The 25,940-nt window shown below is 73.3% G+C and carries 21 protein-coding genes; 14 read left to right on the top strand and 7 right to left on the bottom strand.

Translation table 11 applies throughout. The features are described from left to right. The first annotated feature begins 6 nt into the window (after positions 1–6). Both V2J52_RS02655 and V2J52_RS02650 read left to right on the top strand, forming a co-directional pair. Positions 7–291, top strand: a complete 285-nt coding sequence (locus V2J52_RS02655) for an OB-fold nucleic acid binding domain-containing protein (protein ID WP_331226102.1) — start codon at positions 7–9, stop codon at positions 289–291. After that, a complete protein-coding gene (locus V2J52_RS02650) occupies positions 288–1,040 on the top strand; it encodes a DUF3159 domain-containing protein (RefSeq protein ID WP_331226101.1) in 753 nt (250 codons plus the stop codon). Before V2J52_RS02655 ends, V2J52_RS02650 begins: the two co-directional genes overlap by 4 nt. Here the strand turns inward: V2J52_RS02650 and V2J52_RS02645 are convergent. Both V2J52_RS02645 and V2J52_RS02640 read right to left on the bottom strand, forming a co-directional pair. Then, the gene (locus V2J52_RS02645) at positions 940–1,650 is read right to left on the bottom strand and encodes a potassium channel family protein (RefSeq protein ID WP_331226100.1); all 711 of its coding nucleotides are present in this window, start codon (positions 1,648–1,650) and stop codon (positions 940–942) included. The two genes, V2J52_RS02650 and V2J52_RS02645, sit on opposite strands and share 101 nt — an antisense overlap. Next, positions 1,650–2,297, bottom strand: coding sequence for a potassium channel family protein (locus V2J52_RS02640; RefSeq protein ID WP_331226485.1), 648 nt, complete (start codon positions 2,295–2,297; stop codon positions 1,650–1,652). Before V2J52_RS02640 ends, V2J52_RS02645 begins: the two co-directional genes overlap by 1 nt. A 74-nt stretch (positions 2,298–2,371) precedes the next feature. Between V2J52_RS02640 and V2J52_RS02635 the strand changes: the two genes are divergently transcribed. The 7 genes from V2J52_RS02635 to pflA all read left to right on the top strand — a co-directional run bounded on the left by V2J52_RS02635 (position 2,372) and on the right by pflA (position 14,932). Then, the gene (locus V2J52_RS02635; RefSeq protein ID WP_331226099.1) at positions 2,372–4,279 is read left to right on the top strand and encodes a hypothetical protein; all 1,908 of its coding nucleotides are present in this window, start codon (positions 2,372–2,374) and stop codon (positions 4,277–4,279) included. Beyond that, positions 4,272–5,654, top strand: coding sequence for a class I SAM-dependent RNA methyltransferase (locus V2J52_RS02630; RefSeq protein WP_331226098.1), 1,383 nt, complete (start codon positions 4,272–4,274; stop codon positions 5,652–5,654). Before V2J52_RS02635 ends, V2J52_RS02630 begins: the two co-directional genes overlap by 8 nt. A gap of 408 nt (positions 5,655–6,062) precedes the next feature. Then, a complete protein-coding gene (gene acnA / locus V2J52_RS02625; RefSeq protein WP_331226097.1) occupies positions 6,063–8,879 on the top strand; it encodes an aconitate hydratase AcnA in 2,817 nt (938 codons plus the stop codon). A 193-nt stretch (positions 8,880–9,072) separates the two neighbouring features. Then, a complete protein-coding gene (locus V2J52_RS02620; protein ID WP_331226096.1) occupies positions 9,073–9,684 on the top strand; it encodes a DinB family protein in 612 nt (203 codons plus the stop codon). Between the two features lie 69 nt (positions 9,685–9,753). Next, on the top strand, positions 9,754–11,679 hold the full coding sequence (gene dxs, locus V2J52_RS02615) for a 1-deoxy-D-xylulose-5-phosphate synthase (RefSeq protein ID WP_331226095.1): 1,926 nt from the start codon (positions 9,754–9,756) through the stop codon (positions 11,677–11,679). A gap of 142 nt (positions 11,680–11,821) precedes the next feature. Further along, positions 11,822–14,092 carry a formate C-acetyltransferase gene (gene pflB / locus V2J52_RS02610; RefSeq protein ID WP_331226094.1) on the top strand — a complete coding sequence of 757 codons (2,271 nt, stop codon included), beginning with the start codon at positions 11,822–11,824 and terminating at the stop codon, positions 14,090–14,092. Positions 14,093–14,095: 3 nt separating this feature from the next. Next, positions 14,096–14,932 (top strand): pyruvate formate-lyase-activating protein, encoded by an 837-nt coding sequence (pflA, locus tag V2J52_RS02605; RefSeq protein ID WP_331226093.1) that lies wholly within the window; start codon positions 14,096–14,098, stop codon positions 14,930–14,932. A gap of 54 nt (positions 14,933–14,986) precedes the next feature. Here pflA and V2J52_RS02600 read toward each other — a convergent pair whose 3' ends face one another. From V2J52_RS02600 to V2J52_RS02590, 3 genes are all read right to left on the bottom strand, one after another. Continuing rightward, positions 14,987–17,071 (bottom strand): 3-hydroxyacyl-CoA dehydrogenase NAD-binding domain-containing protein, encoded by a 2,085-nt coding sequence (locus V2J52_RS02600; protein WP_331226092.1) that lies wholly within the window; start codon positions 17,069–17,071, stop codon positions 14,987–14,989. 85 nt (positions 17,072–17,156) lie between these two features. Then, on the bottom strand, positions 17,157–18,389 hold the full coding sequence (locus V2J52_RS02595; protein ID WP_331226091.1) for an HRDC domain-containing protein: 1,233 nt from the start codon (positions 18,387–18,389) through the stop codon (positions 17,157–17,159). A gap of 72 nt (positions 18,390–18,461) precedes the next feature. Further along, positions 18,462–19,037 carry a DUF3000 domain-containing protein gene (locus tag V2J52_RS02590; RefSeq protein ID WP_331226090.1) on the bottom strand — a complete coding sequence of 192 codons (576 nt, stop codon included), beginning with the start codon at positions 19,035–19,037 and terminating at the stop codon, positions 18,462–18,464. 97 nt (positions 19,038–19,134) lie between these two features. Between V2J52_RS02590 and V2J52_RS02585 the strand changes: the two genes are divergently transcribed. Beyond that, positions 19,135–20,391 carry a carboxylate--amine ligase gene (locus V2J52_RS02585; RefSeq protein ID WP_331226089.1) on the top strand — a complete coding sequence of 419 codons (1,257 nt, stop codon included), beginning with the start codon at positions 19,135–19,137 and terminating at the stop codon, positions 20,389–20,391. Positions 20,392–20,394: 3 nt separating this feature from the next. Here V2J52_RS02585 and V2J52_RS02580 read toward each other — a convergent pair whose 3' ends face one another. After that, positions 20,395–21,252, bottom strand: coding sequence for a putative RNA methyltransferase (locus V2J52_RS02580; RefSeq protein WP_331226088.1), 858 nt, complete (start codon positions 21,250–21,252; stop codon positions 20,395–20,397). Between the two features lie 51 nt (positions 21,253–21,303). On the opposite strand from V2J52_RS02580, the gene V2J52_RS02575 reads away from it, so the two are divergent. The 4 genes from V2J52_RS02575 to V2J52_RS02560 all read left to right on the top strand — a co-directional run bounded on the left by V2J52_RS02575 (position 21,304) and on the right by V2J52_RS02560 (position 25,345). After that, the gene (locus tag V2J52_RS02575; protein WP_331226087.1) at positions 21,304–22,080 is read left to right on the top strand and encodes a YaaA family protein; all 777 of its coding nucleotides are present in this window, start codon (positions 21,304–21,306) and stop codon (positions 22,078–22,080) included. A gap of 79 nt (positions 22,081–22,159) precedes the next feature. Beyond that, complete coding sequence (locus tag V2J52_RS02570; protein WP_331226086.1) at positions 22,160–23,140, top strand: LLM class flavin-dependent oxidoreductase; 981 nt, start codon at positions 22,160–22,162, stop codon at positions 23,138–23,140. 115 nt (positions 23,141–23,255) lie between these two features. Then, positions 23,256–24,305: a lipid II:glycine glycyltransferase FemX gene (locus V2J52_RS02565; protein WP_331226085.1), complete on the top strand. Its 1,050-nt coding sequence runs from the start codon at positions 23,256–23,258 to the stop codon at positions 24,303–24,305. Further along, positions 24,302–25,345, top strand: coding sequence for a lipid II:glycine glycyltransferase FemX (locus V2J52_RS02560; protein ID WP_331226084.1), 1,044 nt, complete (start codon positions 24,302–24,304; stop codon positions 25,343–25,345). Before V2J52_RS02565 ends, V2J52_RS02560 begins: the two co-directional genes overlap by 4 nt. Before the next feature lie 75 nt (positions 25,346–25,420). Here V2J52_RS02560 and V2J52_RS02555 read toward each other — a convergent pair whose 3' ends face one another. Next, the gene (locus V2J52_RS02555; protein ID WP_331226083.1) at positions 25,421–25,903 is read right to left on the bottom strand and encodes a hypothetical protein; all 483 of its coding nucleotides are present in this window, start codon (positions 25,901–25,903) and stop codon (positions 25,421–25,423) included. Positions 25,904–25,940: the final 37 nt, after the last annotated feature.

Below are 25,940 nucleotides of genomic sequence, written 5' to 3'. Positions count from 1 at the left end.
CCGGCCGTGCCCGACCTGACGACCGCCGCCACCGCGCGGCCCCGTCACCGGGTGACGGTCAGCGGCGCGGTCGCCGCGGTGACCTACCCGGCAGCCGGTAGTCCGCCGTCGCTGGTGGCCCGGCTGTACGACGCCACCGGCAGCATCGACCTCGTCTGGCTCGGTCGGCGCACGGTTCCCGGCGTCGCGCCGGGCCGGCGGCTGCGGGCCGAGGGCATGGTCTCCGCCGGCCGGCACCGCCCGGTCATCTTCAACCCCGTCTACCAGCTCTTCAGTGAGGACTCCCCATGAGTGCACCGTCCGGACCGTCCCAGGACGACGGCGTGGTGGCGGGCGCCGAGCCGGCAGCCGCCGGTGCTGAGCCGACAACCGCCGGCGCCGCGCCGGGTGGCGGTGGGCTCCGGCAGGTCGTCGGTGAGGACTTCTCGCTCGCCGAGTCGATCGGCGGGGTGCGCGGGCTCATCGAGTCGGTGCTGCCCGGTCTCGTCTTCGTCGTCGTCTACATCATCACCCGTGAGCTGGCGCCGCCGCTCGTCGCGTCGCTGGCGGTGGCGCTCGTGCTCGTCGTCGTCCGCCTCGTCGGCGGCACGCCGGTGACCCAGGCCCTCGGCGGGATCCTCGGGGTCGGGATCGGCGTGTTCTGGGCATGGCGGTCGGGGGAGGCGCAGGACTTCTACGTCTTCGGCCTGCTGACCAACGCCGCCTACGCCGTGGTCCTGCTCGTCTCGATCGCGGTGCGGTGGCCGGTCATCGGCATCATCGTCTCGCTGCTGCGCCAGGAGGGCTTCGGCTGGCGCACCGACCCGGCGCTGCAGGTCCGGCGGCGGCGCTACTACTGGGGCACCTGGCTGTGGGTGGGGCTGTTCGGCGCGCGGCTGGCCGTGCAGCTGCCGCTCTACCTCGACGCGTCGGTCGGCTGGCTGGGCACCGCCCGGCTGGTCATGGGTGTGCCGCTGTGGGCCCTGGCGCTGTGGGCGACGTGGGTCCTGGTGCGGGAACCAGCTGCCGTTGCAGCGCCGCGGGATCAGCCGACCGGCTGAGCACGAAGAGCAGCCGGTCGCCGGCGACGAGCTGGTCGTCACCGACCGGGTCGATGGGCTCCTCGCCGCGGATGATCGCGGCGAGGAAGGTGCCGGCCGGCCACGTCAGGTCACGGACGAGGCTGCCGACGCCGGGGCTCTCGAGCGCCAGCGTCACCTCGTGCATGCTCGTGCCCGAGCCCTGGAAGGTGAAGATAGGGACGACGTCGCCGACCGAGACGGCCTCCTCGACCAGCGCCGCCATGATCCGCGGTGTGGAGACCTGGACGTCGACCCCCCAGGCCTCGTCGAACATCCACTCGTTCTTCGGGTTGTTCACCCGCGCAACGACCCGCGGCACCGCGAACTCGGTCTTGGCGAGCAACGAGATCACCAGGTTCGCCTTGTCGTCCCCGGTGGCTGCGACGACGACGTCGGCCTGGTCCACCCGGGCCTCGGCGAGGCTGGAGATCTCGCAGGCGTCGGCGAGCTGCCACTCGGCGTCGGCGACGCTGGCGATCCGCATCGCGGCCGGCTGCCGGTCGATGAGGGTCACGGTGTGGCCGTGCCCGAGCAGCTCGCGCGCGATGGAGCGCCCGACGCTGCCGGCACCGGCGATGACGACCTGCATCAGTCCACCCCCGGCGGGTCGGCCAGGACGCGCTGCACGGCGTCCACCCGGTCGACCGGGACGAGCACGTGGACGTCGTCGTTCTCCTGCAGGACGGTGGCGCCGTCAGGGACGGTGCCCACGCCGAGGCGGGTGAGGTAGGCCAGCCGGGCGCCGGAGGCCCGCTCGAGGTCGGCCGTCGGGCGCCCGACCCAGTCGTGGTGCACGTCGACGCGCACGAGCGCCACCCGGCCGGAGGCGTCGCGGAACTCGGCGACCGCCCCCATCGGCAGCAGCTGGCGCAGCACCTGGTCCGACGTCCACCGCACGGTGGCGACCGTCGTGATCCCCAGCCGCTGGTACACCTCGGCGCGCCGCGGGTCGTAGATGCGGGCGACGACGTTCTCGACGCCGAAGGTCTCGCGCACCACCCGGGCAGCGAGGATGTTGGAGTTGTCACCGCTGGAGACGGCCGCGAAGCCGTAGGCGTCCTCGATCCCGGTCTGCGAGAGCGCGTCGCGGTCGAAACCCAGCCCGGTGACCCGCTGGCCGTCGAACTGCTCGGGCAGCCGGCGGAACGCGTCCGGGTTCTGGTCGAGGACCGCGACGGAGTGACCGGCGGCGTCGAGCTGGGTGGCCAGCGAGGCGCCGACCCGGCCGCAGCCCATGATGACGAAGTGCACAGCAGAACCGTACCGGTACCGGGCGCCGCGGCGGCGGGTCTGCGGCCTAGCATGGCGCGGTGAGTGAATCGACGGGGTACCGGCGCGCCCTGCTCGGTGGCCCCGACCCCTGGGAGCGGGACGCCACGCGGCCGGTGCCGCCGGGTGGCGCCGCCCTGCACGCGGCGTCGCCGGTCGCCTACGCTCCGGAGGCGGTTCTCGCGGTGCTCGCGACCGGCACCGCCGCCGCGCACGACGTCGCGGTGTGGGTCGCGCTGCCGGTCGCGCTGGTGCTCGCCGTCGTGCTCGTCGCGCTGCGGCAGGTGCGCCGGGTGGCCGGGCCGGGCGGGGACGTCGCCCTCGTGCGCGCCGAGCTCGGGCCCCTGCCCGCGATGGTGGCCGCCGCCGCGCTGCTCGTCGACCACGTCCTGCTGCTGAGCCTGTCGGTCACCGCCGCCGGCCATCTCCTCACCGGGCTCGTGCCCCAGCTGCGCGGGGCCGAGACTCTCCTGGTCATCGGCCTCCTCGTGCTGCTCGGGGCCGCCCAGCTCGGCCCGCGGCTGCCCCGGGACACCGTCGACCGGATCTCGTGGCGGGCGCTGTGGTGCTTCGTCGCCGCGCTGCTGGCCGTCGTCGTCGTCGGGCTCGTCCGGCTGGCGTCCGGCAGCCTGCCCGCCGCGCCGGCGGCCCCGGAGCTGCTCGCCGACGGCTCGGCCGGGCGGGCTGCCGGCGGGCTCGCCGTCGCCCTCGTGCTCGCCCGCGCGGTGACCGCCGGCAGCGTCGTGCTGGCCGGGGTCACGACCACCGGTGCCGGGCCACGGACCGGGCGGCGCCGACCGGGGAACGTCGGACGCAACTTCCTGCTGCTGGCGGTGGGGGCCGCCGCGACCCTGCTCGGCCTCCTCGCGCTCGCCCGGGAGGTCGGCGCCGTGCCGCCGGACGTCTCGGGCCAGGACGGCAACCCGCCGGTCGTCCACCAGGTCGCGGTCGCCGCCCTCGGGGACGTCGTCGCCACGGTGGCGGTCACGGTGATCGCGCTGTCGCTGCTGCTCGCCGGCGCCGTGGCGCTGCGGCGGGTCCCCGACGTGCGGGCCGCGCTGCTCGGCCGCGACGCCGTGCCCGGCGACGCCGTCGCCCCCCGCCCCGTCGTCCTTGCCTCCGTCCTCGGCGCCGCGGTCGTCGTCACCGCCGCAGATGCCTCGGTCGCGGTGCTCGTGCCCGGCTACGTCGTCGCGGTGTTCACGCTGCTGACCCTCGGCCAGGTCGCCGGGTCGCGGCGCTGGCGGCGGGCGATGGAGCGGCACTACGAGCCGCGGCCGCGCGCCGCAGCCCGCCGCGCGCGGCTCGTCACCGCCGCCGGCGCAGCGGTGACCGTCGTCGTGCTGCTGCTCGCGCTGCTGAGCGGCCTGGGGGAGGGGAGCTGGGTGGCGGTGGTGGTGATCGGCGCGATGTTCGCGATGATGTGGCACGTGAGCCGACACCGTCGCAGGATCGAGGCCGAGCTGGCCGTCGCGCACCTGCCCGAGGACCGCCCGCTGCCCGCGCTGGTCCGCTCGATCGTCGTCGTCACCCGGTTCGACCGGGCGACGATGCGCGCGGTCGCCTACGCCCGATCGGCGCGCAGCACCTCCCTCGAGGCCGTGACGGTGCCGCTCGGTGAGGCGGAGGCCGCCGAGCTGCGCCGCCAGTGGCTGGCCGCCGACCTCGACGTCCCCCTCGTGGAGCTGGCCGCCCCTCTCGGTGACCGCGGCTCCGCGGTGGCGGAGTACGTCCGCGAGATCCATGCCGCCGACCCCACCTGCCTGGTGGCCGTCTACGCACCGGAGGTCCTCGCCGGCGGCGGGCTGCGACGCCTGCTGCTCGGCGGCGCCGAGCGACGGCTGCGCCACCGGCTCCTCCAGCTGCCGCGCACCACCGTGACCACCGTGCCCTGGCAGATCGGCCCCGGGCCCCGCCACCCCACCCAAGGAGCAACCAGCGATGAGTGACCACACCCCCGAGATCCTCACCGGGGTCAGTGTCGGTGCGCCGGCGCACGGCGGCCACTGCGTCGCCCGCGTCGACGGCCGGGTCGTGTTCGTCCGCCACACGGCACCGGGTGAGGTCGTCGACGTCCGGCTGACCGACGCCGGTGACGGCCGCCGGTTCTGGCGGGGCGAGGCGGTGACCGTCCACGAGGCCTCGCCCGACCGGGTGCCGAGCGTGTGGCCCGAGGCGGGTCCCGGCGGCGTCGGTGGCGGGGAGCTCGCGCACCTGTCGCTGCCGGCCCAGCGTCGGTGGAAGGCCGAGGTGCTGCGTGACGCGCTCACCCGGATCGGGCGGTTCGCCCCGGACGCCTTCGGCGACCTGACGGTGGCCGCGCTCGGCGCCGACGACGAGACCGGCGGTCTCGGCACCCGCAGCCGGATCGACCTCGTGCTCGACACCCACGGGCGCGCCGGGATGTTCCGCCACCGCAGCCACGACGTGGTCGCGCTGGAGGAGATGCCGCTGGCCGTCTCGGCGATCGGCGACCTCGACCTCTTCGCCGACGGCCGCTGGGCAGGCCTGCCGCCCGGCACCCGGATCGACGTCGTCGCCCCCGCGGACGGCGCCCCGCTCGTCATCGCCGCCGGCCAGCTGCTGCTGCCCGACGGCAGCCCGCCGCGACCGGTGACCGAGCACCGCCCGGCGGGCCCGCGCCCCGGCCGCCGCGGCGCGCGACGCGACACCCGCGGGCGTGGCGGGCGCCGCGACCAGCGCCGCCCGGCGCCGGTGCCGGACGCCGGCCTCACGGTGCGCGAGATGGTGACCGGGCCCTTCGGTGAGCTGCGCTACGAGGTCGGGGCCCAGGGCTTCTGGCAGGTGCACCGCGACGCGCCGGCGACGCTCGTCGGCGCGGTGCTCGACGCCGTCGGGCCGGTCGACGGTGGCCGGGTCGTCGACATGTACTCCGGGGCGGGGCTGTTCACCCTCCCGCTCGCCGTCGCCGTGGGCACCGGCGGCCAGGTGGACGCCATCGAGGTCGACCCCGGCGCGGTGCGCCACGCCCGTCGCAACCTGCGCGACGTGCCGCAGGCCGAGGTGCACGTGGCACCGGTGACGCCCGCCGTCGTCGGCGAGCTCGGCGCCGACGGCCGGGCGGTCGACGTCGTCGTGCTCGACCCGCCGCGCTCGGGCGCCGGGGAGGCGGTGGCGGCCGCGGTGGCCGCGCTGCGTCCGGCCCGGATCGTCTACGTCGCCTGCGACCCGGCCGCGCTCGCCCGCGACCTGCGGGCGCTCGGCTCGCACGGCTACCGCGCCACGTCCCTGCAGGGGTACGACCTCTTCCCGCACACCCACCACGTCGAGTGCGTCGCCGTCCTCGAGCGCACCGCCGGCTGACCACCCCCGCGGGATCATCGCCGAGAGCAGGATTCTCGCCGAGAGCGGGATTCTCGCCGAGAGCGGGATTGTCACCGAGAGCGGGATTGTCCGCGGTGCGCGCGACTGGCGCACGAGGCCGCACGTGGACAATCCCGCTCTCAGCGAAGGGGGTGGCGCGGAGGGCGTGGATAATCCCGCTCTCGGCGAGGGGGGGGTGGGGGCGCAGGGCGTGGACAATCCTGCTCTCGGCGAAGGGGGGGCGCTGGCCAGCCACGACACGCCCGGCAGCGCGTGACATCGGCCCGAGAACAAAGTATCTTGACATCAAGATACTTTTGGTTCACGAGATCGCGACGCGGGGCCGCCGCGGTGCCGGCATGGAACGATGACGCCGGCACCAGGGACCGCAGCAGCAAGGAGCAGATGATGAGCAGTATCGACAGTTTCGGCGCGAGGTCGACGTTGACGGTGGGGGAGAAGGAGTACGAGATCTTCCGGCTCGACGCCGTCGAGGGTCTCGACCGCCTGCCCTACAGCCTCAAGGTGCTCGCGGAGAACCTGCTGCGCACCGAGGACGGCAAGAACGTCACCGCCGACCACGTCCGTGCCTTCGCGTCGTGGGACCCGGCCGCCGCGCCGGCGACCGAGATCCAGTTCACCCCCGGCCGGGTGGTGATGCAGGACTTCACCGGCGTGCCCTGCGTCGTCGACCTTGCCACCATGCGTGAGGCGATGGCCGACCTCGGTGGCGACCCGACGAAGATCAACCCGCTCGCCCCGGCCGAGCTGGTCATCGACCACTCCGTCGTCATCGACGTGTTCGGCCGCGCCGACGCCTTCGAGCGCAACGTCGAGATCGAGTACGAGCGCAACCACGAGCGCTACCAGTTCCTGCGCTGGGGCCAGACCGCCTTCGACGACTTCAAGGTGGTGCCCCCCGGCACCGGGATCGTCCACCAGGTCAACCTCGAGTACCTCGCCCGCACCGTGATGACCCGCGAGGTCGACGGCACCCTGCAGGCCTACCCCGACACCTGCGTGGGCACCGACTCCCACACCACGATGATCAACGGCCTGGGTGTCCTGGGCTGGGGCGTCGGCGGCATCGAGGCCGAGGCCGCGATGCTCGGCCAGCCGGTGTCGATGCTCATCCCCAAGGTCGTCGGCTTCAAGCTCTCCGGAGCGATCCCGTCGGGCGCCACCGCCACCGACGTCGTCCTCACCATCACCCAGCTGCTGCGCGAGCACGGCGTCGTCGGCAAGTTCGTCGAGTTCTACGGCGACGGCGTCGCGCAGGTGCCGCTGGCCAACCGCGCCACCATCGGCAACATGAGCCCGGAGTTCGGCTCCACCGCCGCGATCTTCCCGATCGACGACGTCACCATGGGCTACCTGCGCCTCACCGGCCGTGACGACGAGTCGCTCGCCCTGGTCGAGGCCTACGCCAAGGAGCAGAGCCTGTGGCACGACCCGAGCACCGAGCCGGTGTTCTCGGAGTACCTCGAGCTCGACCTGTCCACCGTGGTCCCCTCGATCGCCGGCCCGAAGCGGCCGCAGGACCGGGTCGCGCTGAGCGACGCCAAGGGCTCGTTCGCCTCGACGCTGCCGGACTACGTCAGCAACGGCAACGGCGTGGGTGACCAGCTCGACGACGCCATCGCCGACTCCTTCCCGGCCTCCGACCCGGTGAACTTCGACGGCCTCGAGGACGAGCTCCAGCCCGAGCACGCCACGGTCGCCACCGCCGAGGAGATCTCCCACCGGCCCAGCAACCGGGTCCCGCTGACGATGGCCGATGGCACCGTCACCGAGCTCGACCACGGCGCCGTGGTGATCTCCTCGATCACCTCGTGCACCAACACCTCCAACCCCTCGGTGATGCTTGCCGCCGCGCTGCTGGCCAAGAACGCCGTCGAGCGGGGACTGCAGGTCAAGCCCTGGGTGAAGACCTCGATGGCGCCGGGGTCCAAGGTCGTGACCAACTACTACGAGAAGGCGGGCCTGTGGCCCTACCTCGAGGCGCTGGGCTACCACCTCGTCGGGTACGGCTGCACCACCTGCATCGGTAACTCCGGGCCGCTGCCCGAGGAGGTCTCCGAGGTCATCAACCACAACGACCTCGCCGTCGTCTCGGTGCTGTCGGGCAACCGGAACTTCGAGGGCCGGATCAACCCGGACATCAAGATGAACTACCTGGCGTCGCCGCCGCTGGTCATCGCCTACGGCCTCGCCGGCACGATGGACTTCGACTTCGTCAGCCAGCCGCTGGGCCAGGACCAGGACGGCACGGACGTGTTCCTCACCGACATCTGGCCCACCCCGGCCGACGTCCAGACGACGATGGACAACTCCATCAACCAGGAGATGTTCGTCGACGACTACGCCGACGTGTTTGCCGGCGACGAGCGGTGGACCTCGCTGGACACCCCCGAGGGTGACACCTTCGAGTGGGTCGAGGACTCCACCTACGTGCGCAAGCCCCCGTACTTCGAGGGCATGGGCCTGGAGCCGGAGGCGGTCACCGACATCAGCGGCGCCCGCGTGCTTGCCAAGCTCGGCGACTCCGTCACCACCGACCACATCTCTCCGGCGGGCTCCATCAAGCACGACAGCCCGGCCGGCAAGTACCTGGCCGAGCACGGCGTCGCGCGCCGTGACTTCAACTCCTACGGCTCGCGCCGCGGGAACCACGAGGTGATGATCCGCGGCACCTTCGCCAACATCCGGCTGCGCAACCAGCTGCTCGACGGCGTCGAGGGTGGGTTCACCAAGAACCTCCTCACCGGCGAGCAGACCACCATCTTCGACGCTGCGCAGGCCTACGCCGAGGCCGGCGTGCCGCTGGTGGTGCTCGGTGGCACGGAGTACGGCTCCGGCTCGTCGCGTGACTGGGCGGCCAAGGGCACCTCGCTGCTCGGGGTGCGCGCCGTCATCACCGAGAGCTTCGAGCGGATCCACCGCTCCAACCTCATCGGTATGGGTGTGCTGCCGCTGGAGTACCCGGCCGGCCAGAACGCCGAGTCGCTGGGCCTCGACGGCACCGAGACCTTCGACATCTCCGGCATCAGCGCCCTCAACGACGGGCCGACGCCGCGGACCGTCTCCGTCGTCGCCACCCGGACCGACGGCTCCACGGTGGAGTTCGACGGCACCGTGCGGATCGACACCCCCGGGGAGGCGGAGTACTTCCGCCACGGCGGCATCCTGCAGTACGTGCTGCGGTCGCTGATCCCCGCTGCCTGACCTCACCACATCAGGTCCCCAAGGCCCCGCCCGGCACGCCCGGGCGGGGCCTTGCCCGTCCCACCCCCGTCCCCACCCCCTCCCCACCCCCTCGTGACAGCGGACTTGCCCGCGACAGCCGACTTGTCCGCGACAGCCGAGTTGTCCGCGGCGTACCGTGGTCCCTCACGCACCGTCGCGAGAGGAGTCAGCGATGACCGAGCCCGACGCCGACATCGTGGGGGAGTACGGCGACCCCACATTCGACTGGTCGATCCTCGAGATCCCGACCGCGCGGGCGATGGGGATCGGCCAGCTGGGCTTCTCGTGGCTCGAGCTGCAGGCCCGGCTGGCGACGGTGACGCAGGCCGAGCTCGAGTGGCTGCCTGCACCGGGCGCGCTACGGGTGGTACGACGAGGCACCGAGCGCACGGCGCGCACGGTCGGCACCGGGGACTGGGTCGCGGAGTGGCCCGACGGCCCCGACGACCCCGGTCCGCGGACCATCGGCTGGCTCGTCGCCCACCTGACCGAGACGTTCTTCGAGCGGTGGGAGTGGACGTTCGGCGAGCGGCACCGGCGGCGCGAGGACATCGTGCTCCACGGTGACGCTGCCGCCGCCCGGGCCGAGCTGGCGCACTGGGTCGAGGCCTGGCGGCGCGACGTCACCGCCCTGGATGATGACCAGTTCTTCACCGTCGGGCTCAGCCAGGCGACCCCGGTCGACGCCGCGGCGCCGTTCGGCCACCTCGTGCTCCACCTCAACCGTGAGCTGATCCACCACGGTGCCGAGATCTTCACCCTCACCGACCTCGCGCGCCGATGACGGGCCCTCGCGCGCGGCACGACGTCGTCGTACAGTGGGCCACTGTCGCGCAGGACGGAAGGTGACCCGATGAGCCAGCTCGGACGCATACGCCAGCCGGCAGACCTGCGGCGGCTGACCGTGGCAGAGCTCGAGGTCCTCGCCAAGGAGCTGCGCAGCTACCTCGTCGACTCCGTCTCGCGCACCGGTGGGCACCTCGGCCCGAACCTCGGGGTGGTGGAGATGACCATGGCGATCCACCGGGTGTTCGATTCCCCGCGCGACCGCCTCGTCTTCGACACCGGCCACCAGGCCTACGTCCACAAGCTGCTCACCGGCCGGCAGGACTTCGCCCAGCTGCGCAAGCGCGGCGGCGTCTCCGGCTACCCGAGCCGGGCGGAGTCCGACCACGACGTCGTGGAGAACTCTCACGCCTCCACCGCACTGTCCTGGGCGGACGGGATCGCGCGGGCCAACCGGCTCGCCGGGCACCACGACCGCCACGTCGTCGCCGTCATCGGCGACGGCGCCCTCACCGGCGGGATGGCCTGGGAGGCGCTGAACAACATCGCTGACGGTCAGGACCACCGGCTGGTCGTCGTCGTCAACGACAATGGGCGCTCGTACGCCCCCACGATCGGCGGGCTCGCCCACCACCTCGACGCGCTGCGCACCACCCGCAGCTACGAGAAGGTGCTCGGCTGGGGCAAGCGCACCCTGCAGCGCAGCGGTCCGCCCGGCCGGATGACCTACGACGCGCTCCACGGGCTGAAGAAGGGCGTCAAGGACGTCATCGCGCCGCAGGGCCTGTTCGAGGACCTCGGGATCAAGTACATCGGCCCGGTCGACGGCCACGACGTGGCGGCGATGGAGTTCGCGCTGGCCCGGGCCAAGGCATTCGGCGGCCCGGTCATCGTGCACGCCATCACCGAGAAGGGCCGCGGCTACGTCCCGGCCGAGTCCGATGCCACCGACCGGTTCCACGCCGTCGGGGTCATCCATCCCGAGACCGGCCTGCCGGTCTCCCCGTCCCGGTTCGGCTGGACCTCGGTGTTCGCCGAGGAGATCGTCGCGATCGCCCGGCAGCGCAGCGACGTCGTCGCCGTGACGGCGGCGATGCTCGCGCCGGTCGGTCTGGTGCCGCTGGCCGAGGAGTTCCCCGACCGTGTCATCGACGTCGGCATCGCCGAGCAGCACGCCATCACCTCGGCCGCCGGCATGGCCTTCGCCGGGCTCCACCCGGTCGTCGCGCTCTACGCCACCTTCCTCAACCGCGGCTACGACCAGCTGCTCATGGATGTTGCGCTGCACCGCGCGGGCGTGACCATCGTGCTCGACCGGGCGGGTATCACCGGCGACGACGGCGCGAGCCACAACGGCATGTGGGACCTCGCGCTGCTGCGGTCGGTACCGGGCCTGCGGCTGGCGGCCCCGCGGGACGAGCCGACGCTGCGTGCCGAGCTGCGCGAGGCGGTCGACGTCGCCGACGCCCCCACCGTGGTGCGCTACCCCAAGGGCGCGCTGCCGCAGCCGCTGCCGGCGATCGGCCGCGAGGGCACCGTGGACGTGCTCGCCCGGAGCATCGGCGACGGCGGCCCGCGGGTGCTCGTCGTCGGTGTCGGCGCGATGGCCACCACCGCGGTCGAGGTGGGGACGGCACTGGGGGCGCAGGGGATCGGCTCGACCGTCGTGGACCCCCGATGGGTGCTGCCGGTGGGCCCGGACCTCCTGGGGCCGGCCGCCAAGCACGACCTCGTCGTCACCATCGAGGACGGCCTGGCCACCGGCGGCATCGGCAGCGCCGTGCGCGACAGCCTCGCCGCCGTCACGCTCACGGTTCCGGTGCAGAGCCACGGCCTGCCGCTGCAGTTCCTCGGGCACGCCAGCCGCGCCGAGATCGTGGCGGAGCACCAGCTGCGGTCCCAGGACATCGCGCGGCAGGTGGCCGGCGCGGTTGCCGCTCTCGCGAGCGCCACCACCTCCGCCCCCGCTCAGCTGGCCGACGACGACGCCTGACGCGCCGTCGTCGGTGGCGCAGGTCACTAGTGCGCTGTGAGCGGTGTTACGTGGGTATCCGGTCCTAGGTCCCACGGTTGCCGCCGGCGGCCTCCATACGGTGGGGTGACCGGGGAGATCCCCGTCGATCAAGGAGGCAGCCATGACGACGAGCACCACGCACGAGGCACCGCGGACCGTCACCGCCGAGGGGCCGTGGCGCGGCTTCGCCCCCGGACCGTGGCAGCACTCCATCGACGTCCGTGACTTCATCCAGCGCAACTTCACCGGCTACGACGGCGACGACGCGTTCCTCACCGGCCCCACCGACCGCACCACCCGGGTGTGGCAGATCCTCAGCGCAATGTTCCCCGAAGAGCGGGCCAAGGGGGTGTACGACGTCGACGCGACGACGCCGTCGACCATCACCGCCCACCGCCCCGGCTACATCGACGAGGCGTCGGAGATCATCGTCGGGCTGCAGACCGACGCGCCCCTCAAGCGGGCGATCATGCCCTACGGCGGCTGGCGGATGGTGGCGACCTCGCTGGCGACCTACGGCTACGAGGTCGACCCGACCCTCGAGCACATCTTCACCACCTACCGCAAGACCCACAACGACGGCGTCTTCGACGTCTACCCGCCCGACGTCCGACGGGCCCGCAGCGCCCACATCGTCACCGGGCTGCCCGATGCATACGGCCGCGGCCGGATCATCGGTGACTACCGCCGGGTGGCGCTCTACGGCGTCGACGCCCTCATCGCCGCCAAGCAGCGGGAGCGGGCAGCGCTCGACCAGCAGCGGTCGGTCGAGGACGTCATCCGCGACCGTGAGGAGAACGCCGAGCAGGTGAGGGCGCTGGCCGAGCTCAAGGAGATGGCCGCGAGCTACGGCTTCGACATCTCCGGGCCGGCGACGACCGGCCGTGAGGCGGTGCAGTGGCTCTATTTCGCCTACCTCGCCGCGGTGAAGGAGCAGAACGGTGCGGCGATGTCGCTCGGCCGGACCTCGACCTTCCTCGACATCTTCCTCCAGCGTGACCTCGACGAGGGCCGGCTGACGGAGTCGCAGGTCCAGGAGATCGTCGACGACTTCGTCATCAAGCTGCGGATCGTCCGGTTCCTGCGCACCCCGGAGTATGACGACCTGTTCTCCGGCGACCCCACCTGGGTGACCGAGTCCATCGGCGGCGTCGGCGACGATGGGCGCCACCTGGTGACCAAGAGCTCCTTCCGGTTCCTCCAGACGCTGTACAACCTGGGCCCGGCGCCCGAGCCGAACCTCACCGTGCTGTGGAGCGACGACCTGCCCGACGGCTTCAAGCGGTTCTGCGCGAAAGCCTCGATCGACACCTCGGCCATCCAGTACGAGTCCGACGCCCTCATCCACTCCCAGTGCGGCGACGACGGCGGCATCGCCTGCTGCGTCTCGGCGATGGCGATCGGCAAGCAGATGCAGTTCTTCGGCGCCCGGGTGAACCTCGCCAAGGCGATGCTCTACGCCGTCAACGGCGGCAGGGACGAGATCACCGGCCGGCAGGTCGCCCCGGTCTCGGAGCCGGTGACCGGCGACGTCCTCGACTACGACGACGTGCTCGCCCGGTACGACCTCCTGCTGGACTGGCTCGCCGCGACCTACGTCGACGCGCTCAACTGCATCCACTACATGCACGACAAGTACGCCTACGAGCGCCTGGAGATGGCGCTGCACGACGGCGACGTGCAGCGGACCATGGCCTGCGGCGTCGCCGGCCTCTCGGTGGCGGCCGACTCGCTGTCCGCGATCAGGTACGCCACGGTGCGACCGGTGCGGGGCGAGGACGGTCTGGTCGTGGACTACGACGTCGAGGGCGACTTCCCGATGTTCGGCAACGACGACGACCGCGTCGATGACATCGCCATCATGCTCGTCGAGCGGTTCATGGCCAAGATCCGTCGGCTGCCGACCTACCGCGACGCCCGGCACACCCAGTCGGTGCTGACAATCACCTCCAACGTGGTCTACGGCAAGCACACCGGCAGCACCCCGGACGGCCGGCGGGCCGGCGAGCCGTTCGCTCCGGGCGCCAACCCGATGAACGGCCGCGACAGCCACGGCATGCTCGCCTCGGCGCTGTCGGTGGCCAAGCTGCCCTACGCCGACGCGCAGGACGGCATCTCGCTGACCAACACCGTGGTGCCGTCGGGCCTGGGGCGCACGCCGTCGGAGCAGACCACCAACCTCGTCGGCCTGCTCGACGCCTACATGGGCTCCGACGGGTTCCACATGAACGTCAACGTGCTCAACCGCGACACCCTTCACGACGCCATGGCGCACCCGGAGAACTACCCGCAGCTGACCATCCGGGTCTCGGGCTACGCGGTGAACTTCGTGCGGCTCACCCGCGAGCAGCAGCTGGACGTCATCTCCCGCACCTTCCACGGGAGCGTCTGAGCGATGGCCGGCGTCGACGTCGTGCCACGGCTGCGGCAGGCCGCGGGGACGTCGGGTCTGGCGACCGTCGAGGCGATGGACCACGGCGAGCACCTTGCCGCGGTCCGCGCCGGGGACATCGGCTCGCTGCACTCCTGGGAGCTGGTCACCGCCGTCGACGGTCCTGGTACCCGGCTGACCGTCTTCCTCGCCGGCTGCCCGCTGCGCTGCCTGTACTGCCACAACCCCGACACGCTGCGGATGCGTGACGGGCAGGCGGTGCACGTCGACGAGCTGCTCGCGCGGGTCCGGCGCTACGTCCCGGTGTTCCGCGCCACCGGCGGCGGCCTGACCGTCTCGGGCGGCGAGCCGCTCATGCAGCCGGCCTTCCTCACCCGGCTGCTCGAGGGCGCGAGACAGCTGGGGGTGCACACCACCATCGACACCTCCGGCTTCCTCGGCTCCCACGCCTCGGACCGGCTGCTCGACGCCGTCGACCTCGTGCTGCTCGACGTCAAGTCCGGCATCCCGGAGACCTACCAGCGCACGACCGGCCGCGAGCTCGGGCCGACCCTGAACTTCGGCCGGCGCCTCGCCGACCGCGGCGCGGAGATCTGGGCGCGGTTCGTTCTCGTGCCCGGCCTCACCGACGCCCACGAGAACGTTGCCGCCGTCGCGGACTACGTCGCGACCTTGTCCACCGTCACCCGGGTCGAGGTCCTGCCCTTCCACCAGATGGGGCGCGACAAGTGGGAGCGACTCGCCATCCCCTACCAGCTGGGCGACACCGAACCGCCGGACCCGGCGATGGTCGAGCGGGTCCGCAGCCAGTTCCGTGCCCGCGGCCTGACCACCTTCTGACCGCCCCCCTCTCTCGCCGAGAGCAGGCTCGTCCTCGAGAGCAGGGGCGGGCGGTCAGGGGAGGTCGGCGATGCCGGGGTCGAGGAATCGGACACCGGTGACGGCCACCGAGGCACCCATCCGGTCGAGGTAGGGCGCCAGCCCGCCGTTGTGGAGTGGCCAGCCGGCGCCGAGGATCATCGCGAGGTCGACGTCGCGGACGTCACTGACGACGCCGGCGTCGAGCAGGGCATGGGTCTCCTGGGCCAGTGCCCGCTGCACCCGCGCAAGGACGCCGTCGGCGTCGAGCGGCAGCGCCAGCGGCCGGGAGCCGAAGTACTCGTCCAGCCCCGGCACCAGCCGGGACGCGGCGTTCGGCCGGGCGTCGGCGGTGAACCGGGCGCCCTCCTCGACCATCCGGCGCAGCCCGGGTGAGTCGGGGTAGCGCTCGCCCAGTCCTGCGCGCAGCTCGTCCAGCACGTGCAGCGCGACGGCCGGCCCCACCAGCTGGAGCAGCTGGAACGGCCCCATCGGCAGCCCCATCGGCACCAGTGCGGCGTCGGCCTCGACCACCGGGGTGCCGTCCTCCAGGCTTCCGAGCACCTCGCCCAGCATCCGCACGAGCAGCCGGTTGACGACGAAGCCCGGCGCGTCGGCGCAGGCGATGGCGGTCTTGCGGGCCCCGGCGGCGACGGCGAACGCGGTCGCGTAGGCGGCGTCGGAAGTGTGCGGGGTGCGGCTGACCTCGACGAGCGGCATCTGTGCCACCGGGTTGAAGAAGTGGAGGCCGACGACGCGGCCAGGGTCGCGCAGGCCGGCGGCCATCTCGGTGATGGACAACGCCGAGGTGTTGGTCGCGAGCACGCACTCCGGGCCGACGACGTCCTCGAGCTCGGCGAACGCCCGCTGCTTGACGGACAGCTCCTCGAACACCGCCTCGACGACGAGGTCGGCGTCCGCGAGGTCGGCCAGCGTGCCGGTGGCGGTGATGAGGTGACGCAGCCGGTCGGCGGCGTCCTCGTCGAGACGTCCGCCGGCGAGCTGGGAGTTGATTTGCTCGTGGACCACTGCCAGGCCGGCGGCCGCCCGGTCGGCGTCGAGGTCGCGCATCGTCACCGGGACCTGGAGCGTGCGGGCGAGCAGCAGCGCGAGCTGGCCGGCCATCAGCCCGGCTCCGAGGATCCCCACCCGTCGCACCGGTCGGGCCAGCGATGGGTCGGGCGCACCCACCGGGCGCCGGGCGCGCCGGATGGTGAGGTCGAAGGCGTACAGCGAGGCACGCAGCTGGTCGGACATGACGAGGTCGACGAGTGCCTCGTCCTCCGCCGCGAAGCCCTCGTCGCGGCTCGCGGTACGGGCCGCTACCAGCTCCAGCGCCCGCCGCGGGGCCGGGGCACCACCGGCGTGCCGGTGCTCGACGGCGTCGCGACGCGCCTCGACGGCCTCTGCCCAGGCGGCGGCGTCGGCGGTGTGGTCCGGACGCGAGGGGGTGATCGCCCCGGCGACCACCTCGGTGATCCATGCGTAGGCGCCGTCACGGAAGGCGGCGTCACCACCGGCCCGCTGCACGCTGTCCACCAGCCCGAGGTCGAGCGCATTCTGCGCGTCGAGGGTCCGCCGCCGCGCCGGCCGGTCGATGATGACGTCCAGCGCCGCCTCGGGCCCCACGAGCCGGGGGAGCAGGTAGCAGCCGCCCCAGCCGGGCACCAGCCCGAGGGACGTCTCCGGCAGCCCCAACGGCGCGGCGTCCGCGGCGGCCACCCGGTACCGGCAGGCGAGCGCGAGCTCGAGCCCGCCACCGAGCGCGAGGCCGGTGAGCAGCGCGAAGCTCGGCACCGGCAGGTCCTGCAGGAGCGCGACGATGCGGTGACCGGCGTGCGCGACCGCCCGGGCGTCGTCGGTGTCCGCGATGCCGCCCAGCGCCCGCAGGTCGGCGCCGGCGGCGAAGCACCCGGGCACCCCGGTGAGCCCGACGGCGGTGATCTCACCTGCGGCGGCCCGCTCGCTGACCGCGGACACCGCCGCCGCGAGGGCGGGCAGAGAGGCCGGGCCTAGCGTCGCGGGCCGCTCACCGGGACCCTGCAGGGTGATGACGGTCATCGTACCGGTGGCCAGGGAGACGTCCTCGACCGAGATCGTCGTGTGGTCGCTGGTGGGCATGGTCACTCCTTCGTCGACTGGTCCGGACGTTACCGGTTGCCGACGACGGTTCACACCTGGCGCGCGTACGGCGCGGTGCCCGGCGTCAGTCGACGCGCAGCGCCGCCGCCAGCACCGGGGCGGTCAGCTCGACCTGCCAGGGCCGCGCGCCCTGCGCCTCCAGTGCCTCCCGCACCGCGGTGGCGTCGACGGTTCCCTCGGGCGGTGCCCAGGCGAGCTGCCGCTGGATCGCGGGGGCCAGCAGGTTCTCCTGCGGGACGGTGAGGGACTCGGCGAGCTCGCGGACCGAGCCGCGCACCGCTTCGAGCCGGCGGGCCGCGTCCGGGTCCTTCTCGGCCCACACCCGCGGCGGCGGTGGTGTCGTGCGCGAGACCAGCTGGCGGCGCGGCGGCAGGTCGGCCGCCGGCAGCGCGAGCGCGCGTTCCACGGCCTGCCACCAGTAGGCGAGGTTGCGGTGGGTGCCCCGGCCGGAGAACTCCGGCAGCGCGCCGAGGTCGGCCATCGTGCGCGGCAGCGCGTGCGCGGCAGCGACGATGGCACGGTCCGGCAGCACCCGCCCCGGGGCACGGTCCCGGCGCTGCGCGAGCTCGTCGCGCGCCTGCCACATCTCCCGCACGAGACCGATGCCGCGAGCGTCGCGCAGGGTGTGCAGGCCGGAGGTGCGCCGCCACGGGTCCTCCCGCGGCGGTGACGGGGGAGCGATGCGGACGGCGTCGAACTCCTGCTGGGCCCACTCGAGCTTGCCGTCCCGGGCCAGGTCCGCGGCGAGCACGTCGCGCAGGTCGAGCAGGAACTCCACGTCGAGCGCCGCGTAGCGCAGCCAGTCCTCGGGCAGCGGCCGGGTGGACCAGTCCGCCGCCGAGTGCTCCTTGGCCAGCTGGTAGCCCAGCTCGCCGGCGAGCAGCGCGCCGAGGCCGACCTTGGGCCGGCCGAGCAGCCGGCCGGCCAGCTCGGTGTCGAACAGTGCCGCGGGGAACATCCCGAGGTCGTGGAAGCCGGGCAGGTCCTGGTCGGCCGCGTGCAGCACCCACTCGGCGTCGCCGGTCGCGGCGGCGACGGCGTCCAGCTGGCCGACCGCGATCGGGTCGATGAGCAGCGTCCCGGCGCCCTCGCGGCGCAGCTGGACGAGGTAGGTGCGCTGGCCGTAGCGGTAGCCGGAGGCCCGCTCGGCGTCGGCGGCCACCGGTCCGGTGCCGGCGGCGAGCGCGGCGACCGCGGCGTCGAGATCGGCGGCAGTGCTGATGACCGGCGGCGTCCCCTCCCGGGGCGCGACGATCGGGACGAGGGTCGGCTCGTCGCCCGTGGGTGAGTCGGTCATGGGATCACGCTATGCCCGCCACGCCGCGGGGATCGCGGCGGCGCGCGGGTACCGGCACCATCGTGTGCTGCCTCACCGGCGGGGGGCCAGCGCCGTCACACCTTGCGGCAGCGGCTCGAGGCCCGTCGTGGAGCCGAGCAGCGCGACCCACGCGGCCAGGTGCGGGCCGAGGTCGGTGGTGTTGGGCGACCAGGAGGCGCGGACCTCCAGCTCGACGTCGCGGTCCTCCAGGGCGATGCCACCGAAGCTCTCCGACAGCACCCGGGTGACCGTCCCGGACAGCGAGTGGTAGCCGACGCCGCAGTCCCGCAGCGCGTCGACGAGCCAGGTCCAGCCGACCTCGCCGAGCATCGGGTCCCCGCCGAGCTCGTCCTCGAGCTGGGCGCGGGCCATGACGACGACGCGGAAGGTGCCCTTCCACGCCGGCTGGCCGTCCGGGTCGTGGAGCACGACGAACCGCCCGTTGCCGAGCATGGTCTCCGGCTCCGGGCTGGGGTTGACCTCGCCGGTGAGCGCCAGCGCGAACGGTGAGATGCGGGTCGGTGCCGGGACCTCCTCGAGGCGGATCTCGGGCCGCTGGCGGTGGCCGCGCAGGCTGAGCAGCGCCTCTTCGAAGTCCGGCGGGATCGCTGCACCATCGCTGTTCACGACCTCAGGTTAGGTCTGCGGCCCTCGTTGCCGGTGGGGGCGCGCCGACGCCCCGCGGCTAGACTCGCCGGCGTCCCGACCGACAGGAGTGTGCCGAGTGCCCGAGTTCCGTCCCGTGCTCATGGGCACCGACCTGGGGGTCTACTCCATCGCCCGGTCGTTCCACGAGGCCCACGGCGTGCGCTCGATCGTCGTCTCCAACCAGCTGCGCGGACCGGTCGACCACTCCCGGATCATCGACAACGTGCTCGTCGGTTCGGGTGCGAGCGACCAGCAGACCCTCGACGCGCTGCTCGGGGTGGCCGCCGCGCACCCGGGGACGCCGCTGCTGCTCATCGTCAACGCGGAGCACGAGGTCGAGTTCGTCGTCAGGCACCGCGCGGTGCTCGACGAGCACTTCGTGGTCCCGTTCGCCGACGGCGGGGTGCTCGCCGCCGCCGCGGACAAGAACGTCCTCGAGGAGGTCTGCGCGCGGCTCGACCTGCCGGTGCCGGTGACCCAGCGGGTCGAGCTGCCCGGCAACGACGACGCCGGCTGGCAGCCGCCGTCGTTCACGGTGACCTTCCCCGTCGTGCTCAAGCCCGCGGTGAGCGCCGAGCACCTGCTCGCCTCGTTCCCGGGCAAGCGCAAGGTCTACGCGGCCGGCACGCCGGCCGAGGCGGAGGCGGTGCTGCGGCGGCTGGCGGGCGCCGGCCTGGGCGGCACCGTGCTGGTGCAGGAGCTGGTCCCGGGTGACGACACCCAGGGCCGCACGGTCACCTGCTACGTCGACCGCTCCGGCGAGGTCACCATGATGGCCTCCGGCCGGCTGCTGCTCGGCCTGCACGCCCCCACGATGATCGGCAACTCCGCGACGATCCTCACCGAGCCCTACCCGGAGCTGGAGGAGCAGGCCGCGGCGATCCTGCGCGAGCTGGGCTTCACCGGTTTCGCGAACTTCGACCTCAAGGTCGACCCGCGCGACGGGACTGCCAGGTTCCTCGACCTCAACCCGCGTATCGGGCGGCCGAACTACTACCTCAACGTCGCCGGCCGGAACCCGGCCCGCGCCGTCGTCGACGACTTCCGCACCGAGCTCGGTCTGCCGCCGCGGCCCGACGGCCCGCTGTACCCGCCGGCCCAGGAGGTCGGGGTGTACTCCTACCTCCCGTGGTTCCTCGTCAAGCGCTACCTGACCGACCGCGCGCTGCGCCGCCAGGTGGGGCGGGTGCAGCTGACCCGGCGGTTCAGCCACCCGCTGGCCTACCCGCTCGACCGCGACCCGCGGCGCTGGTGGTACCGCGCCGCCTCGACCATCAACCTCGTGCGTGACTTCCGTCGGCACTACCCGCGGCCGACGGCGACGGGCCTGTAGGCGTCAGCGCACGCGGTAGGTGCCGACGGTCACCGACACCGTGACGACGACCGGCTCCGGCAGCTCGGCCACCCGGGCGGTGAGGTCCGTCGGGGCAACGTGGTGCGCGGTGGGGCCCATGAGGGCCTCGTGGGCGACGTCCTCGTGGGTCATCTCCACCTCGTAGCTCAGCTCGCGGCGGTCGACGACGTCGAACTCCTCGAGCTGCCGGGCGAGGCGGCCCTCCTTGTCCGGGTCCACGGTGAGCAGGCCGAGCGGACCGACGAGCTCGCGCAGGTGGTCCTGCCCGGGGGAGACGACCACGAGCCGGCCGTGCTCGGGGTCCAGCACCCGGGCGATCTCCTCGGGGTTGCGCGGCCCGAAGACGCTGAGCACTGCGCCCACGCTGCGTGCCCGCAGCGGCAGCGGCTGCCAGACGTCGGCCCGCACCGCGACCGCGCGCGGGTGGCAGCGGGCGGCCCGCCGGGCGGCGAACGGCGAGATGTCCACGCTCACGCCGCGCAGCGCCGTCGCGTGGTCGAGCACGGTGGCGAGGTAGTAGCCGGTGCCGCCGCCGAGGTCGACGACGGCCGCGCCGTCGGGCATGTCGAGGGCGAGCACGGCGTCCGCGAGGGCCGAGGCGACCTTCTCGAAGTGGCCGCGCTCGAGCAGGGCCGCGCGGGCGGAGACCATGTCGGCGGTGTCCCCGGCGCCGGCGGGCCGGCTGCCGGCGAGCAGCGAGACGTAGCCCTGACGGGCGATGTCGAAGGCGTGCCCGGCCCCGCACCGCAGGACGCCGTCGACCAACGGCAGCTCGCGGGCGCACACCGGGCAGCCGAGGACGTCGTGCAGGGCGGCGAACGCGGGGGAGGAGGAGGTCATCGCGCCAGCCTACGGCGCAGCCTCACGGCGCCGGTCATCTAGGCTGCCGTGGTGCTCATCCTGCTACCCCCGTCGGAGTCCAAGACCGCCCGATCCCGTGGCACGGCGACCGACCCGGGGTCGTTGAGCTTCCCCGAGCTCGCTGCGCAGCGCCGGGAGCTGAGCGAGGCGCTGGCCGCGGTCAGTGCCCGGCCCGACGCCGCCGAGCTGCTCGGGGTGAGCCCGAACCTCGTGGCCGAGATCGCCCGCAACACCCGGCTGTCGACCGCGCCGGCCGTCCCTGTCCGCCGGCTCTACACCGGTGTGCTGTTCGACGCGATGGACCTCGCCGGTATGGACACCGGTGCCCGACGCCGGGCGACCCGCCGGATCGTCGTGGTGTCCGCGCTGCACGGTGCGCTGCGCCTGGGCGACGCCGTCGCGCCCTACCGGATGTCGATCGGTGCCCGGCTGCCCGAGGTCGGACCGCTGGCAGCGTTCTGGCGCCCTCACCTCGGTCCGGTGCTCACCCGCGAGGCCGGCAGCGGCGTCGTCGTCGACTGCCGCTCGTCGGGCTACGCGGCTGCCGGCCGGCCCACCGGACCCGCCGCCGAGCGCTGGGTCCAGGTCCAGGTGCCCGGCGCCAGCCACCACGCCAAGTACACCCGGGGCCTCGTCGCCGGTTTCCTGTGCCGCACCGACGCGCGGGTGAGCAGCGTCGAGCAGCTGGCAGCCACCCTCGCCGCCGCCTTCGACGTCCGGCTCAGCGCGCCGGCCCGAGCCGGCGCACCCTGGCAGCTGGCCGTCACGCCCGTCCCGCCGTCGGCCGTGGCCGCCACGACGGGATGAAATCCGGGCCGCCGGACGTTCAGTCGGCAGGTGTCGCCCGACCGGCGACACGACTGTCCCGATGAAAGGTGCTCCTGCCGTGGCTCTTCCGCTCTCCATGCTCGATCTCGCGTCGGTCGGCAAGACCGAGTCCATCGCCGACGGGCTCGCCGCCACGGTGGCGCTCGCCCAGGCCGCCGAGAAGCACGGTTATCGCCGGGTCTGGTACGCCGAGCACCACAACATGGCCACCATCGCGTCCTCGGCGACGTCGGTGCTCATTGCCCACGTCGCGGCCCACACCTCGACCATCCGGCTCGGCTCGGGCGGCATCATGCTGCCCAACCACGCACCTCTCCTCATCGCCGAGCAGTTCGGCACGCTGGCCAGCCTGCACCCGGGGCGGATCGACCTGGGGCTGGGCCGCGCGCCGGGCACCGACCAGAACACCCTGCGAGCACTGCGACGCGACGCGAACTCGGCCGAGACCTTCCCGCAGGACGTCCAGGAGCTGCAGGGCTACCTCACCGGCAACAGCCTCATCCCCGGGGTGAGCGCCTACCCCGGCGCGGGCACCGACGTGCCGATCTACATCCTCGGATCGTCGCTGTTCGGCGCCTCGCTCGCCGCTGCCCTCGGGCTGCCCTACTCGTTCGCCTCGCACTTTGCGCCGGCGGCGATGCACGACGCGATCGCGCGCTACCGGCGCGACTTCGAGCCCTCCGAGCAGCTCGCCGAGCCGTACGTCATCGCCGCGATGAACGTCGTCGCCAGCGACAACCAGGACGACGCCGAGCGCCAGGTCGAGGACCTCATGCGCAGCCGCGTCGCACTGCTGCTGCGGCCCGGGACCAGCTACACCGACGAGCAGGCCGACTCGCTCCTCCGGTCGCCCCAGGCGCAGCACCTGCACCAGATGATGACGCACAGCGCCGTCGGTACCCCGGACCGGGTGCTCGAGCAGGTCGAGGCCTTCGTCCAGAGCTCGGGAGCCGACGAGCTCATGGTGGCCCACCAGGGCGGCACCGTGGAGCAGCGGGTGCGGTCGGTCGAGCTGCTCGCCGACGCCTACCTCGGCTGAGCCGGGAGACGCACCTCACGCAGCGCGGCGGCGGTTCCGGGCACCGCGCCCGGGCCACCTCGCGCCCCCAGGCGGAGGGTCGACCTAGGCTGGGGGCCGAAAGGACGGTGATGTGGTGGAGCGCAACCGGCTCGTACCGCTGAGCAACGAGGAGTTCGAGGCGCTGACGGCGACCGTCGACCTACCGGTCGAGCAGTCGCTCGTCTGGGACGACTACGACCGCGCGGTCCCCGGCCGGCGGCCGTGGAAGCGGTTCGCGTTCTACGTCGACCAGGACCTCACCGCGGTCGTCGCACTGGCGGAGTACGTCGCCCGCGGCTTCCGCTTCCTGTGGGCCAAGAATGGACCGGTCTGGTTCGTCGAGCCGACGCCGGAGCTCGAGCGACTGCTCGAGGACCGGCTCGTCGCCGGGGTGCGGGCGGTCGACCCGCGCCTGGTCTTCGTCCGCCTCCACGCCGCGCACCCGACCGAGCACCACCACCGGCTGCTGCAGTCGGTCACCTACGACCGGACCGTCGTCGTCGACATCGACGGCCGCGACGACGACGAGATCCTCGCCGCGATGAAGAAGCGCGGCCGGCGCGACCTTCGCAAGGGGCTGCGCGAGCAGCCGGTCGAGTGCACCGAGGAGACCGGGCTGCCGGCGGCGGACTTCGCCGAGATGTACGACGTCCTCCAGGAGACCGCGGAGCGCGACGGCTTCGGCCTGCACCCGGCCTCGGTCTACACCACCATGCTCGACGCGCTGGGCCCCGACGTCGCCCGGCTGTTCGTCGGCCGCCACGACGGCGTCGTGCAGGCCTGGACGATCGTCACCGTGCACGACGGCGCCGCGACCGCCTACTACGCCGCCAGCACGGCGGCTGGGCGCGCCCACGACGCGCCCACCCAGCTCTACTGGCACATCATCCGTACGCTGCGCGACGAGGGCGTACGGACCTTCGACCTCATGGGGATCGGCTCCGAGCTGGCCCCGTCGCTGGAGGCACTGACCACCATGAAGACCAAGTTCGCCGAGGAGATCACCGAGGTCCCCGCCGCGTGGGACGTGGCCGTGCGGCCCCGGACCTACGCGGCCCTGCAGACCGCCCTGCGTACCAAGCGCCGCACGCTGGACACCGCCCGCCGGGCGCTGAGCTCGGTGCGCGGCGAGGTGTCGGCATGACGGCCGGGCTGCGTCCGGTGGACGACGCCACCTACCGGCAGCTGGCCAGCGGAACCCCGCTACCGATCGAGCAGGCACCGGTCTGGTCGCGGTTCGACGACCGGGTCGCCGGCCGGGAGCACTGGGGACGGCTGGCCTACTCCGACGACGCCGGTCCCGCCGCCGTCGTCTCCCTCACCAAGGTCCACGGCCCGGGTGGGCTGAACTACCTGTGGGCGAAGAACGGGCCGGTGTGGCTCGTCGAGCCCACCGCCGCGCGTGAGGCGGACCTGCGCCGCCGGCTCGTCGCGTCGCTCAAGGAGATCGACCCGCGGCTCGTCTACGTCCGGCTGCACGCCCGGGCGGAGGCCACCGACCTGCGCCCCGTCCTCCAGGGCATCACCTACGACCGCACCGTCGTCGTCGACCTCGACCGCAGCGAGGACGACGTCTTCGCCGCGATGAAGCAGCAGGGCCGCCGCGCGATCCGCAAGGCGATGAAGGACGAGTCCCTCGTCGCGACCGAGGAGACCGGACTGGGCCCGGCGGAGTTCGCCGAGCTCTACGACGTCTTCGTCGAGACCGGCGAGCGTGAGGGCTTCGGGCCGCACCCGGCGCAGCGCTACCTGGACATGCTCGAGACCCTCGGGCCGGAGCACGCGCGGGTGTTCGTCGTGCGCCGCGAGGGCCGGGTGCTGGCCTGGGCACTGGTCGTCGTCAGCGACCGCGCCGCGCTGTACTCGGTGGGGGCGTCCAGCGCCGAGGCACGGCAGGCCTACGCCGCCGACTTGCTCCACTGGACCATCATCCGCACCCTGCGCGACGAGGGCGTGACGAGCTACGACCTCGCCGGCGCCGGCTCCGAACGGTTCCCCGGGCTCAACGGGCTCACCCAGTTCAAGACGAAGTTCGAGAAGGAGATCACCGAGGTCGCCCCCGCGTGGGACCTGCCGGTGCGGCCGCGGGTCTACGACGCCCTCGTGCGGGCGCTGGCCGCCAAGCGGTGGGCCGCGGTGAAGGCGGGCGAGCTCCGGTCCCGGCTGCGGGGCGCCGCCGGCTGACGTTGCCCGCGGGCTGACGTTGCCCGCCGGCTGACCACAGCGCCGCGGGCTGACCACAGCCCGCGGCCGCCGGCCTCAGCCGACGATGCTGGACCCGGTGTAGAGGTGGAGCACCGGGACACCGAGCTCGCGCCGGGCCCGGGAGGCCCAGTCCCGGCGCAGCGTGTCGCTCAGCAGCTTGGGCGTCGTGACGACGACGACCTCCGCCGCACGGTGGTTGTTCACCGCCTGCACCAGAGCGGGCAGCGGGTCGTCCTGGACGACGACGCCCTCGGCGTTCGCGCCGACGTCGTCGAACCGGGACAGCGAGGTCGACACCGACTCGCTGGCCTCCAGCCGGGCGGCGGGGGCGTCGGGCTCCTCGGTGAGGTCCTCCCACGCCTCGCGCAGGTCGAGCATCCCGAGGGCGTCGATGACGTCGACGAAGACGTTGCGCTCGGTGTCCGCCGGTACGAGCACCTGGAACGTCACGTCCCGGTCCCCGAAGTACTCCACGATCTGGCGGGCGTCACTGGGACGCAGGGCGTCCTCGGTGAGGACGACGACGGTCTCGGTCACAAAAAACCTCCGGAGTAGGTGTGCGCGTCCAGCCTAG

The organism is Georgenia sunbinii (genome assembly GCF_036421875.1).
Taxonomy (GTDB): domain Bacteria; phylum Actinomycetota; class Actinomycetes; order Actinomycetales; family Actinomycetaceae; genus Georgenia_B; species Georgenia_B sunbinii.
The sequence above is the reverse complement of the archived record's forward strand: the minus strand, read 5'-3'. Positions and strand labels throughout refer to the sequence as shown.

Coding starts and splice junctions, on each gene's coding strand:
- V2J52_RS02620 (WP_331226096.1), top strand. CDS start 9,073: ATGACCGAGCCCGACGCCGACATCGTGGGGGAGTACGGCGACCCCACA.
- acnA (WP_331226097.1), top strand. CDS start 6,063: ATGAGCAGTATCGACAGTTTCGGCGCGAGGTCGACGTTGACGGTGGGG.
- V2J52_RS02640 (WP_331226485.1), bottom strand. CDS start 2,297: ATGGGCTGCGGCCGGGTCGGCGCCTCGCTGGCCACCCAGCTCGACGCC.
- pflA (WP_331226093.1), top strand. CDS start 14,096: ATGGCCGGCGTCGACGTCGTGCCACGGCTGCGGCAGGCCGCGGGGACG.
- V2J52_RS02580 (WP_331226088.1), bottom strand. CDS start 21,252: ATGACCTCCTCCTCCCCCGCGTTCGCCGCCCTGCACGACGTCCTCGGC.
- V2J52_RS02645 (WP_331226100.1), bottom strand. CDS start 1,650: ATGCAGGTCGTCATCGCCGGTGCCGGCAGCGTCGGGCGCTCCATCGCG.
- dxs (WP_331226095.1), top strand. CDS start 9,754: ATGAGCCAGCTCGGACGCATACGCCAGCCGGCAGACCTGCGGCGGCTG.
- pflB (WP_331226094.1), top strand. CDS start 11,822: ATGACGACGAGCACCACGCACGAGGCACCGCGGACCGTCACCGCCGAG.
- V2J52_RS02600 (WP_331226092.1), bottom strand. CDS start 17,071: ATGCCCACCAGCGACCACACGACGATCTCGGTCGAGGACGTCTCCCTG.
- V2J52_RS02560 (WP_331226084.1), top strand. CDS start 24,302: ATGACGGCCGGGCTGCGTCCGGTGGACGACGCCACCTACCGGCAGCTG.
- V2J52_RS02595 (WP_331226091.1), bottom strand. CDS start 18,389: ATGACCGACTCACCCACGGGCGACGAGCCGACCCTCGTCCCGATCGTC.
- V2J52_RS02650 (WP_331226101.1), top strand. CDS start 288: ATGAGTGCACCGTCCGGACCGTCCCAGGACGACGGCGTGGTGGCGGGC.
- V2J52_RS02630 (WP_331226098.1), top strand. CDS start 4,272: ATGAGTGACCACACCCCCGAGATCCTCACCGGGGTCAGTGTCGGTGCG.